Below are 12,713 nucleotides of genomic sequence, written 5' to 3'. Positions count from 1 at the left end.
GCACGTTCACCGCGCGTACCTCGAAGGGGCGCGGGGAACTGCGCGCCCAGCCCCACACCACCCGCGGCCGCCCCCGAACCGAAGCCCCCTACCTCCGGTAACCGCCCCGTAGGGATTCCGTGGAGATTACGGTCGCGGAAGTTACTCGACCGTCAGGACCCCACGGCAGTGGGGTAGCTTTCACCGCGCTGTGCGGGGCGTCACAACGGATCGGGGAGCGGGGTTTGCGCGAGTTCACGAGCCCTCCGTCGGCATTGCCGCCGCCGGTGGGCGGACTGGCCGACACGGTCTTCCACAATGCCCGGGAGGATCCCCGGTACATCGCGCTGGGGCGCAAGGACGAGGCCGGCCGCTGGCGGGACGTGACCTCCGCCGAGTTCCGCGACGAGGTGCTGGCCCTCGCCAAGGGCCTGCTCGCCCGGGGCGTCCGGTTCGGCGACCGGGTCGCCATCATGTCCCGCACCCGCTACGAGTGGACGCTGTTCGACTTCGCCCTGTGGTCGATCGGCGCGCAGGTCGTGCCGGTCTACCCCACCTCCTCGGCCGAGCAGTGCTTCTGGATGCTGTACGACGCCGAGGTCACCGCCGCCGTGGTGGAGCACGAGGACCACGCGATGACCATCGCCACCGTGATCGGCCGGCTGCCGAGCCTGCGGCAGCTGTGGCAGCTCGACGCGGGCGCGGTGCGCGAGCTGTACGAGGCCGGTGCCCACCTCGACGACGAGGTGGTGCACCGGCACCGGCAGGCCGTCACCCCGGAGTCGGTGGCCACCGTCATCTACACCTCCGGCACCACCGGCCGCCCCAAGGGCTGCGTGCTCAGCCACGGCAACTTCATGTACGAGGCGGACACCGTCATCGGCCGCTGGGAGTCGGTGTTCCACTCCCGCCGGGGCGACGAGGCCGCGACCCTGCTGTTCCTGCCGCTGGCCCATGTCTTCGGCCGGATGGTGGAGGTCGCCGCGATCCGCGGCCGGGTCCGCTTCGGCCACCAGCCGCAGCTCAACGCCGCCGCCCTGCTGCCGGACCTGGCCGCGTTCCAGCCGACGTTCATCCTGGCCGTGCCGTACATCTTCGAGAAGGTGTTCAACGCCGCCCGGCGCAAGGCCGAGCGGGAGGGCCGGGCGGGTCCGTTCGAGAAGGCCGTCGACGTGGCGGTGAAGTACGCGGAGGCCGTGGAGGCCAAGGCGTGGGGCCAGGGTCCGGGGCCGTCGGCGGGGCTGCGCGTGCAGCACCAGCTCTTCGACAAGCTGGTCTACGGCAAGGTCCGGGCCGCGATGGGCGGCCGGCTGCGCAACGCGATGTCCGGCGGCTCGGCGATGGACCGGCGGCTCGGCCTGTTCTTCGCGGGCGCCGGCGTGCAGATCTACGAGGGGTACGGGCTGACCGAGTCGACGGCGGCGGCCACCGCCAACCCGCCCGAGCGCACCCGCTACGGCACGGTCGGCCACCCGGTCCCCGGCGTGACCGTGCACATCGCGGACGACGGCGAGATCTGGCTGCGCGGCGACAACGTCTTCCAGGGCTATCTGAACAACCCCAAGGCCACCGACGAGTCCCTGCACGACGGCTGGCTGGCCACCGGCGACCTGGGCGCCCTCGACGAGGACGGCTATCTGACCATCACCGGCCGCAAGAAGGAGATCCTGGTGACCTCCGGCGGCAAGAGCGTCTCCCCCGGCGTGCTGGAGGAGCGGGTCCGGGACCACCCGCTGATCAGCCAGTGCATCGTGGTCGGCAACGACCGCCCCTACGTCGCCGCCCTGGTCACCCTCGACCAGGAGGCGGTCGAGCACTGGCTCCAGATGCGCAACAAGCCGCCGCTGCCCCCGGCCGACCTGGTGCGCGACCCCGACCTGGAGACCGAGGTGCGGCGCGCGGTGGTCGCCGCCAACACGCTGGTCTCCCAGGCCGAGTCGGTCCGCACCTTCCGCATCCTGGCCCAGCCGTTCACCGAGGAGCACGGGCTGCTCACCCCGTCGCTCAAGCTGAAGCGCAAGGCCATCGAGAAGGCGTACGAGGCCGAGGTCGAGGCGCTGTACCGGGCCTGAAGCTGAGGTGTCGCCCGCTTTTTCCGCGATCAGGAATGCGTACCGCCTCGTGATCGTTGACGATGGGAGCACCACGTCACCACAACCGAAGGATCAACAGCCCGTGAGCAGCCAGGTCCCCCCGATCATCCTGAACAACGGCGTCGAGATGCCCCAGCTGGGCTTCGGCGTCTGGCAGGTACCGGACGACGAGGCCGAGACCGCCGTCGCGACGGCCCTGAAGGCCGGGTACCGCAGCATCGACACGGCCGCGATCTACGGCAACGAGAAGGGCACCGGCAAGGGCATCGCCGCTTCCGGCCTCCCCCGTGAGGACCTCTTCGTCACCACCAAGCTCTGGAACAGCGACCAGGGGTACGACTCCACCCTGCGCGCCTTCGACACCTCCCTGGCCAAGCTGGGCATGGAGTACGTCGACCTGTACCTGATCCACTGGCCGATGCCGGACCGCGGCCGGTACGTCGACACCTACAAGGCGTTCGAGAAGATCCTCGCCGACGGCCGGGCCCGCGCCATCGGTGTCTCCAACTTCCTGCCGGACCACCTCGACCGGCTGATCGCCGAGACGTCGGTGATCCCGGCGGTCAACCAGATCGAGCTGCACCCGCACCTCCAGCAGCACGCGCTGCGCGAGTACCACGCGGAGCAGGGCATCGCCACCGAGGCGTGGTCGCCGCTCGGCTCGGGCAAGGGCCTGCTCGAGGTCCCGGCCATCGTCGCCATCGGCCAGAAGCACGGCCGCAGCCCGGCCCAGGTGGTACTGCGCTGGCATCTCCAGACCGGCAATGTGGTCATCCCGAAGTCGGTGACGCCGTCCCGGATCAAGGAGAACATCGACGTCTTCGACTTCAGCCTGGACGACGAGGACCTGGCGGCGATCAGCGCCCTCAACGAGGACCGGCGGACCGGCTCCGACCCGGCGGACGTCAACGACTGACCCGGCGCGGCACGGCGGTGCGGGTCAGCCGGCCCGCACCGCCGTGTGCACGGTGTGCGCCGCCAGCACGAACACATCGGGCCTGCGGTGCACGCTCGCCTCGTCAGCTGGGTCCAGCAGCCGGTCGAGGGCCGCGAGGTCGTCGGCGGCCAGCTGCTCCTCGCCCATGGCGCGCTGCCGGGACAGCATGCCGGCGACGAAGGCGCGGGCCGGTTCGTCGAGCGGGGCGGGCAGGTCGAGCAGGAAGCTGCGGCTGCCGGTGTGCTTGAGGCCGACGGCGGTCAGCAGCGCCGGCCAGTCCTCCGTCACCGCCACCGAGCCCGGCAGTTCCCGGCGCATCCGCGCGAAGGTGTCCTCGTGCACCGCGTCCAGCCGGGCTTGGAGGCCCGGACGGCCGAAGCCGAGGTCGCGCGGCAGGTAGCGGGCGGGCAGTCCGCCCTCCAGGAGGGCGAGGGTGCCGCCCGGGGCGAGATGTCCGGCGAAGGCGGCGAGGGCCGCGCGCTGGTCGCCCAGGTGGTGCAGGCTGCGGCTGGCCCACAGCAGGTCGGCGGGGTAGTCGAGGCCGGCCAGCGCGTCCGGCAGATCGCCGGCCAGGGTGCCGAAGCGGTCGGCGAGACCGTGCCGGGCGGCGCGGTCGCGGGCCCGGTCGAGCAGCGGTGCGGCGCCGTCCACGGCGACCACCCGGGCGCCGGGGAAGGCGTCGGCGAGCAGGCAGGAGACCACCCCCGGCCCGCTGCCCGCGTCGACCACCAGGCCGGGCGCGGTGACGTCCCGGCCAATCCACTCCAGGGCGCCGGTGTACAGCGGCGCGTACAGCTCCGCCTCCGCCTCCAGGAGCGGCGCCATGCGCGCCCAGTCGAAGTCGTCGTGCTCGTGGCTGTGGCCGTGGCCGTGCTGGTGGTGCGCCATGGGGTCGCCTCCCGTGTCGTGGTGCGACCAGCGTGCGCCGGTCCGACACGGGAGGCAAACCAACTTGCCGAAACCGCAAACCCGCTACGACAGCGGCGGGTACGCGTTCTGCATCAGCTGCTGGAACTGCGCGGAGAACCAGTGCCCGGAGAGCGGGGCGTTGGCCAGCGCGCCGGACATGTTGTTGTTGTTGCGCGCGTTGCCGGTGTACGTCGGGTCGCACATCCGGTCGAAGCCCTTGCCCTCGTCGTTGTCAATCGCCTCACTGGCGCCGTCGGACTCACCCGGGGGCTTCATCCAGACGTAGGCGTCGATCCCGGTCGCGGGGTTGGCCTGCGGACGCTCACCGAGGCCGGCGCCGGACTGGTTGCACCAGTTGCCGAGGTGGATCCGGCGGTCGTAACGGCCCCCGTCGACGTAGGTGTCGACGCTGGTGGTGGCGCCGGGGCCGGTGGGCCGGGCGGCGCCGCCCCAGCCGTTGCGGGAGGTGTCGATCAGCATGCCGAGGTTGGTGTCGAAGCCGATGGAGACCAACTGGTTGCGCATCGCCTGGGCGTAGGACAGCTCGTCGGTGTACCGGTTCCAGTCCACCCACTTGGACTGGCGCACGGAGGTGCCGTTCACGCTGTCGTTGATCGTGAAGTTCTCCTCCTTCAGCGCGCTGTAGTTGGCGGTGTTGACGATGAAGCCGTGCACGTCGTTCACGGTCGCGCCCTCGGTGGTCGCCGCCTCCTTGAACAGGTTGGCGGAGGCACCGAAGTTGTCGTCCCAGCCGAGCCAGCCGTGGTGGCCGGCGTCGATGTAGTTGTAGACGTTGGGCGCGTCGCCCAGCTTGTTCAGGGCGTAGCCGACGCCCTTCTGGTAGTTGCCGTTGGCCTTCATCACGTCGCAGTTGGGCGTGGCGGTGGCCCGCGGGGTGGTGTTGGTGACCAGGTTGGGCAGCGAGTCGATCTCGACGGTGGTGACGATCCGCAGGGACGCGTACTTGGCGTCGGCGAGGATCGCGGCGATCGGGTCGATGTACTCGGACTTGTACCGGTCGATCTCGGTCGGGCCCAGCTCGCCGTTGGAGGCGAGGGCGGCGCAGTCCCGGCCGGGCAGGTTGTAGATGACGAGCTGGACGACCATCTCGCCCGAGCCCTGCTGCGTCAGCGCCTCGTCGAGGTGGTCGCGCAGGCCCATGCCGCCGGCCACGCCCTCGATGGCCGCGATGCGGTCCAGCCACACGCCGGTCGGCTGGTTCGCGATCCGGCTGCCGCCCGTCTCGGCCGCGGCCTTCGCGGACCACTCCGGGTTCACGTACACCTTGGCGCCGTCGTAGGGGTTGTTGACGCGGGCGGACGGGCCGGTCGGGTCGGTGGGATCCGGGTCCGGGTCGCCGCCGCCGTCGTCGACGTTGCAGGTCACCCCGTCCAGGGTGAAGGTGGCCGGGACGGCGTTGCTGCCGCTGTAGGTGCCCTGGAAGCCGAAGCTCGCCGAGCCGCCGGTCGACAGGGTGCCGTTGTAGGACTCGTTGGCCGCGGTGACGGCCGTACCGCTCTGGCTGAGCTTGGCGTTCCAGCCGCTGGTCACCTTCTGGTTGCCGGCGTAGGACCACTTCAGGGACCAGCCGGACTTGGCGGCGGTGTTGTTGGTGACGGTGACCGCGGCGGTGAAGCCGGAGCCCCAGTCGTTCTGCACCTGGTAGTCCACGGTGCACGGGACGGCCGCCGCGCCGACGTCCGGGGGTACGGCGGCGTACGCCGCGCCGGAGGCCCCGGTGACGAGCGCGAGAGCGGCCAGTAACGCAGTTCTGCTACGGCTCATGGGTGCGGGTTTCCTTCTCATCGCGTACCGACTGATGGAGTACCGATCGATGGAACCGCTCCCACTGGTGCCGAAGAAGTTAGCGCCAAGTGACGATAAAGGACAGGGGAGTCACAGACTTTCCTTGAACTCGGCCCGTCGAACATTTTCGACTCTTCACACACCTTGACCGCACCGACCCCTCTCTTCAACATGGGAGCGCTCCCACTGGTTCAAGGCTTGTTGCTCCTCCCCACACCCGCTCCCGCACGAGCCCGCTAGGAGGAACCAGCACCATGTTCCGAGCACGAAGAAGCCGCGCCGCGCCGCGGCTGTGGACGGCCGCGCTGGCGGCCCTCTCGCTCCCGCTCACCCTGGTGGGCACCGGCACGACCACCGCGCGGGCCGCGGCGGTCCAGTGCAGCGTGGACTACAAGACGAACGACTGGGGTTCCGGTTTCACCGCCGAGCTGACCCTCACCAACCGGGGCACGGAGGCCCTGGACGGGTGGACCCTGAGCTACGGCTACTCGGGCAACCAGAAGCTGACGAACGGCTGGAACGGAACCTGGTCGCAGTCCGGGTCCACGGTCAGCGTGACCAACGCTTCGTACAACGCTCGAATAGGGGCCGGCGCCGCCGTCACCACCGGCGCCCAGTTCACCTACAGCGGCACCAACACCGCGCCCGCCTCGTACTCGGTCAACGGCACCCCGTGCACCGGCGCGCACCAGGCGCCGATCACCGTGCTGACCAGCCCGGCGGCGGGCGCGGTGTACGCGCAGGGCGAGGCGGTGCCGCTGGCGGCCACCGCGGCGGCGGCGGACAACGCCACGATCAGCAAGGTGGAGTTCTACGACGACACCACGCTGCTGGGCACCGACAGCAGCGCGCCGTACACGTTCTCCGCTTCCGGCTTGACCGTGGGCAGTCATTCGCTGCTGGCGAAGGCGTACGACAGCCTGGGCGCGTCGGCGCCCTCCACCCCGGTCGGCATCACGGTCGCCGCCGGCCCCACGGTGGTCGCCACCCCGGCCCAACTCGGCGTCCAGCAGGGCGAGTCGGGCACCTACGAGGTCAAGCTGTCCACCCAGCCGACGGCGAACGTCACCGTCATCACCGCTCGGGCCAGTGGCAACACCGGCCTGTCGGTGACCGGCGGCGCGAGCCTCACCTTCACGCCGTCGAACTGGAACACCGCGCAGCGGGTGACCATCGGCGCCGACGCCTCCGGCACCGGCTCGGCGGTCTTCGAGTCGACCGCCCCCGGCCAGGGCAAGGCGACGGTCACCGTCACCCAGCTGGCGGCCGCCACCGAGTACGACGCGCGCTTCCTGGAGCTGTACGGGAAGATCACCGACCCGGCGAACGGCTACTTCTCCCCCGAGGGCATCCCGTACCACTCGGTGGAGACGCTGATCGTCGAGGCGCCGGACCACGGCCATGAGACCACCTCGGAGGCGTACAGCTATCTGCTGTGGCTCCAGGCCATGTACGGCAAGGTGACGGGCGACTGGACCCGGTTCAACGGGGCCTGGGAGATCATGGAGAAGTACATGATCCCCACCCACGCCGACCAGCCGACCAACGGCTCGTACAACGCGTCCAAGCCGGCCACCTACGCGCCCGAGCTGGACACCCCGCAGGAGTACCCGGCGAAGCTCGACTCCGGGGTGCCGGTGGGTCCGGACCCGATCGCCGCCGAGCTGAAGTCGGCGTACGGCACGGACGACGTGTACGGCATGCACTGGCTCCAGGACGTCGACAACACCTACGGCTACGGCAACTCGCCCGGCAACTGCGAGGCGGGCCCGTCCGACACCGGTCCCTCCTACATCAACACCTTCCAGCGCGGCGCGCAGGAGTCGGTGTGGGAGACGGTGCCGCAGCCGACCTGCGACGCCTTCGAGTACGGCGGCACCAACGGCTATCTGGACCTGTTCACCGGTGACGCCTCCTACGCCAAGCAGTGGAAGTTCACCAACGCCCCGGACGCCGACGCGCGCGCCGTGCAGGCCGCGTACTGGGCCGACCAGTGGGCCGAGGAGCAGGGCAAGGGCGGCGAGGTCTCCGGCACCGTCGCCAAGGCCGCCAAGATGGGCGACTACCTGCGGTACGCCATGTTCGACAAGTACTTCAAGAAGGTCGGCAACTGCGTGGGTCCGGCCACCTGCCCGGCGGGCACCGGCAAGGACGCCTCGCACTACCTGCTGTCCTGGTACTACGCCTGGGGCGGCGCGGTGGACACCTCGGCGGGCTGGGCCTGGCGGATCGGCTCCAGCCACACCCACGGCGGCTACCAGAACCCGCTCGCCGCGTACGCGCTCAGCTCGCAGGCCGACCTGAAGCCGAAGTCGGCGACGGGCGCGGCGGACTGGGCCAAGTCCCTCGACCGGCAACTGGAGTTCTACCGCTGGCTCCAGTCCGACGAGGGTGCCATCGCGGGCGGCGCCACCAACAGCTGGCAGGGCCGGTACGCCACCCCGCCGGCCGGCACGCCGACGTTCTACGGCATGTACTACGACGAGGCGCCGGTGTACCACGACCCGCCGTCCAACCAGTGGTTCGGCTTCCAGGCGTGGTCCATGGAACGGGTCGCCGAGTACTACCAGCAGAGCGGCGACGCGGACGCCAAGGCGGTGCTGGACAAGTGGGTCGACTGGGCGCTGTCGGAGACGACGGTCAACCCGGACGGTTCGTTCCGCATCCCGTCCACGCTCCAGTGGTCGGGGCAGCCCGACACCTGGAACGCGGCGTCGCCCGGGGCGAACGATTCACTGCACGTCAGTGTCGCGGACTACACCAACGACGTGGGTGTGGCCGCCGCGTACGCCAAGACGCTGACGTACTACGCCGACCGCTCCGGTGACACGGAGGCCGCCGCGACGGCCAAGGCGTTGCTGGACGGCATGTGGGAGAACGACCAGGACGCGCTGGGGATCGCGGTTGCGGAGACCCGGGCGGACTACAACCGGTTCGACGACAGTGTGTATGTCCCGAGCGGGTGGACCGGCACGATGCCCAATGGTGACGCGATCAACTCGTCGTCGACGTTCGAGTCGATCCGGTCGTTCTACGAGGACGACCCGAACTGGTCGAAGGTCGAGAGTTATCTCGCGGGTGGGGCGGCACCGTCGTTCACGTATCACCGGTTCTGGGCGCAGGCGGACATCGCGCTTGCCATGGGTTCGTACGCGGAGCTTTTGGAGTAGCCCCCGCGGGGCGCTCCGCGAGGGGTGCGTATTCGGCTGCGGGTGCGTTGTGGCTGGTCGCGCCCACGCGGCGGAGCCGCAGATCGAAAGCAGCCCCGCGCCCCTTGGGGGCGCCTGATGCCCGCGTACGTGTCTCGTCACCGGACGACGAGACGGACCGGGCGGCTCCCGGGCCGCCCGGTCCATTCCTCCCCACCTGAAGGACGGTCCCCCACCGTGCGAAGAACCCGCATACTCACCGCCGCTCTCGCGCTCGCGGCCGGGCTGTTGACCGGTGGGCCGCCGGCCGCGCTGGCCGCCGAGACGCCCAAGGCGGCTGTCGCCGCCGACACCTACTCCTGGCAGAACGCCCGGATCGACGGGGGCGGTTTCGTCCCCGGCATCGTCTTCAACCGCACCGAGCGGAACCTCGCCTACGCCCGTACCGACATCGGCGGCGCCTACCGCTGGCAGCAGGCGACCAAGACCTGGACGCCGCTGCTCGACCACGTCGGGTGGGACGACTGGGGGCACACCGGTGTCGTCAGTCTCGCCTCCGACCCGGTCGACCCGGACCGGGTGTACGCGGCGGTCGGCACGTACACCAACGACTGGGACCCGACCAACGGCGCCGTGCTGCGCTCCGCCGACCGGGGCGCGACCTGGCAGAAGACCGATCTGCCGTTCAAGCTGGGCGGCAACATGCCGGGCCGGGGCATGGGCGAGCGCCTGGCCGTCGACCCGCACGACAACGACGTGCTGTACCTGGGCGCGCCCAGCGGCAAGGGCCTGTGGCGGTCGACGGACGCGGGGGTCACCTGGTCGCAGGTGACGGCCTTCCCCAACCCCGGGAACTACGCCCAGGACCCGAGCGACACCAGCGGCTACGGCTCCGACAACCAGGGCATCACCTGGGTCACCTTCGACGAGTCGACGGGCAGCGGTGGCGCGGCGACGAAGACCGTCTACGTCGGGGTCGCCGACAAGGAGAACGCCGTCTACCGGTCGACGGACGCGGGCGCCAGCTGGCAGCGGGTCGCCGGGCAGCCCACCGGATACCTCGCGCACAAGGGGGTCCTGGACGCCGAGAACGGTTACCTGTACCTGGCCTACAGCGACACGGGCGGGCCGTACGACGGCGGCAAGGGGCGGCTGTACCGGTACGCGACGGCGACCGGCACCTGGACGGACATCAGCCCGGTCGCGGAGGCCGACACCTACTTCGGGTTCAGCGGCCTGACCGTCGACCGGCAGCATCCCGGCACGGTGATGGCGACCGCGTACAGCTCCTGGTGGCCGGACACCCAGATCTTCCGGTCCACGGACAGCGGCGGTACCTGGACGCAGGCGTGGAGCTACAGCTCGTATCCGAACCGGGAGAACCGCTACACGATGGATGTGTCGTCCGCGCCGTGGCTGACCTGGAGCGCGAATCCGACACCGCCCGAGCAGACGCCGAAGCTGGGGTGGATGACGGAGTCGCTGGAGATCGACCCGTTCGACTCGGACCGGATGATGTACGGGACGGGTGCGACGGTCTACGGCACGGAGAACCTGACCAACTGGGACTCCGGGGGCGAGTTCGCCATCACGCCGATGGTGCGGGGACTTGAGGAGACGGCCGTCAACGACCTCGCCGCTCCCCCGTCCGGCGCCCCGCTGCTCAGCGCGCTCGGTGACATCGGCGGCTTCCGGCACACCAGCCTGACCGAGGTGCCGTCGATGATGTTCACCTCGCCGGGCTTCACGTCGTCCACGAGCCTGGACTACGCCGAGACCAACCCGAACACGGTGGTTCGCGTCGGCAATCTGGACTCCGGTCCGCACATCGCCTTCTCCACCGACAACGGCGCCAACTGGTTCGGCGGGACCGACCCGTCGGGGGTGAGCGGCGGCGGCACGGTGGCGGCCGGGGCGGACGGCGGCCGGTTCGTGTGGAGCCCGGCCGGCACCGGGGTGCGGTACACGACCGGTTTCGGCACCTCCTGGCAGGCGTCGAGCGGCATCCCGGCGGGCGCGGTGGTGGAGTCGGACCGGGTCGACCCGTTGACCTTCTACGGGTTCAAGTCCGGGAAGTTCTACGTCAGTTCGGACGGTGGCGCGACCTTCGCGGCGTCGGCGGCGACCGGGCTGCCGAGCGGGGACAGCGTCCGGTTCAAGGCGCTGCCCGGCGGCGAGGGCGACATCTGGCTGGCCGGTGGCGCGAGCGACGGGGCGTACGGTCTGTGGCACTCCACGGACGGCGGCGCGAGCTTCACCAAGCTGTCGAACGTCGAGCAGGCCGACACCGTGGGCTTCGGCAAGGCGGCGCCCGGCGCCTCGTACCAGACGTTGTTCACCAGTGCGAAGATCGGTGGGGTGCGCGGCATCTTCCGGTCGACGGACCAGGGTGCCACCTGGACCCGGGTCAACGACGACGCCCATCAGTGGGGCTGGACCGGGGCGGCGATCACCGGTGATCCCCGGGTGTACGGGCGGGTGTACGTGGCGACCAACGGGCGGGGGGTCGTGTACGGCGACACCTCGGGGACCGGTACCGATCCCGGTACTGATCCGGAGCCCGAGCCGACCGGTGCCTGCTCGGTGACGTACACGATCACCAATCAGTGGTCCGGTGGCTTCCAGGCGGACGTGAAGCTGACCAACACGGGGCCGGCCGCCTGGAACGGCTGGGCCCTGACCTGGTCCTTCCCCGGCGGGCAGAAGGTGAGCCAGATGTGGAACGCCGAGCACTCCGCGTCGGGCGCGGCGGTCACCGCCAAGAACGTCGGCTGGAACGGGACCGTGGCGGCCGGTTCGTCGGTGGGGTTCGGCTTCACCGGTGAGTGGTCGGGGAGCAACGCGAAACCGGCGGCGTTCACGCTGGGCGGCAAGAACTGCGCGGTCGGCTGAGCCGAGCCGCGGACGGGACGGGCGGGGTGTGCTCTCCGGCGGGAGCACACCCCGTTCCCGTGCCGCCGTCACCCCGCCTGGGCGCCGATGATCTCGTCGGCGAGCCAGCGAGCGACGCCCTCGGGATACGGCGCCGGCAGCATCAGGACGAGGTGCCGGAAACCGGCCGCGGTCGCCCTGCCGATGGCCTCCCGGGTGGGTGCGGGGTCGTCGTAGGAGACCGGCAGGACCAGGGAGCGGGTGATCGTCGCCGGGTCGCGGCCCAGGTCGGCGCAGTGCCGGTCCAGGAGCGCGCCGCGCGCCACGGCGTCCTCGACGTCGTCGCCCGGGTAGTTCCAGATGTCGGCGTGTTCGGCGGCCACCCGGAGGGTCGCGGAGGCACGGCCGCCGATGAGGACCGGCGGGTGCGGGCGCTGCACCGGCTTGGGGTTGCCGTAGGCGCCGGTGAGCCGGACGTGGTCGCCGGCGAAGTCGAACGGCTCCGGCTCGGTCCACAGCCGCCGGATCACCGTGCACGCCTCGCCGAGGGCGCGCACGGCGTGCCCGCCGTCGTGGTAGGGCAGGCCGTGGGCGTCGTACTCGCGGCGGGCCATCGGGACGTCGGGCCGGGAACCGGCGCCGATGCCGAAGTCGAGGCGGCCGCCGGAGACGACGTCGACGGTCGCGGCGATCTTGGCCAGCACGGCGGGCGGACGGAGCCGGTTGCTGGTCACCATCACGCCGAGGCGCAGCCGACGGGTCTGCGCGGCGAGCGCGGCGAGCAGGGTCCAGCCCTCGTAGGTGACGCCCTTCGGGTCGCCGAAGATCGGCAGCAGGTGGTCGAAGAGCCAGGCGTGCTCGATCCCGGGGACGGTGTCGGCCTCGCGCCAGACCCGCAGGAGGTCGGCGTAGTCGACCTGGGAGGGGGCGGTCATGATGCCGAAGCTGGTGTCGGCCGGTGGTGTCATT

7 protein-coding genes are annotated in these 12,713 nt (G+C 70.8%); 4 read left to right on the top strand and 3 right to left on the bottom strand.

Features of this window, described 5'->3' with window-relative positions:
* The first annotated feature begins 224 nt into the window (after positions 1-224).
* On the top strand, positions 225-2,051 hold the full coding sequence (locus ACTT8P_RS08370; RefSeq protein WP_442830899.1) for an AMP-dependent synthetase/ligase: 1,827 nt from the start codon (positions 225-227) through the stop codon (positions 2,049-2,051).
* A gap of 103 nt (positions 2,052-2,154) precedes the next feature.
* Positions 2,155-2,988: an aldo/keto reductase gene (locus tag ACTT8P_RS08365; RefSeq protein ID WP_442830898.1), complete on the top strand. Its 834-nt coding sequence runs from the start codon at positions 2,155-2,157 to the stop codon at positions 2,986-2,988.
* Between the two features lie 24 nt (positions 2,989-3,012).
* On the opposite strand, the gene ACTT8P_RS08360 is transcribed toward ACTT8P_RS08365, so the two are convergent.
* Together ACTT8P_RS08360 and ACTT8P_RS08355 are read right to left on the bottom strand one after the other, a co-directional pair.
* A complete protein-coding gene (locus ACTT8P_RS08360) occupies positions 3,013-3,897 on the bottom strand; it encodes a class I SAM-dependent methyltransferase (protein ID WP_442830897.1) in 885 nt (294 codons plus the stop codon).
* Positions 3,898-3,981: 84 nt separating this feature from the next.
* Positions 3,982-5,703 (bottom strand): glycoside hydrolase family 6 protein, encoded by a 1,722-nt coding sequence (locus tag ACTT8P_RS08355; protein WP_442830896.1) that lies wholly within the window; start codon positions 5,701-5,703, stop codon positions 3,982-3,984.
* A gap of 275 nt (positions 5,704-5,978) precedes the next feature.
* On the opposite strand from ACTT8P_RS08355, the gene ACTT8P_RS08350 reads away from it, so the two are divergent.
* Positions 5,979-8,894, top strand: a complete 2,916-nt coding sequence (locus ACTT8P_RS08350; protein WP_442830895.1) for a glycoside hydrolase family 48 protein — start codon at positions 5,979-5,981, stop codon at positions 8,892-8,894.
* A gap of 216 nt (positions 8,895-9,110) precedes the next feature.
* Complete coding sequence (locus ACTT8P_RS08345; RefSeq protein WP_442830894.1) at positions 9,111-11,765, top strand: cellulose binding domain-containing protein; 2,655 nt, start codon at positions 9,111-9,113, stop codon at positions 11,763-11,765.
* A gap of 68 nt (positions 11,766-11,833) precedes the next feature.
* Here ACTT8P_RS08345 and ACTT8P_RS08340 read toward each other — a convergent pair whose 3' ends face one another.
* Positions 11,834-12,712, bottom strand: coding sequence for an LLM class flavin-dependent oxidoreductase (locus ACTT8P_RS08340; RefSeq protein ID WP_442830893.1), 879 nt, complete (start codon positions 12,710-12,712; stop codon positions 11,834-11,836).
* Between the last annotated feature and the right edge of the window lies 1 nt (position 12,713).

Origin of the sequence: Streptomyces sp. JW3 (assembly GCF_052216785.1) — a bacterium.
GTDB lineage: Bacteria > Actinomycetota > Actinomycetes > Streptomycetales > Streptomycetaceae > Streptomyces.
This window is presented reverse-complemented; position numbering and strand designations above follow the sequence as displayed.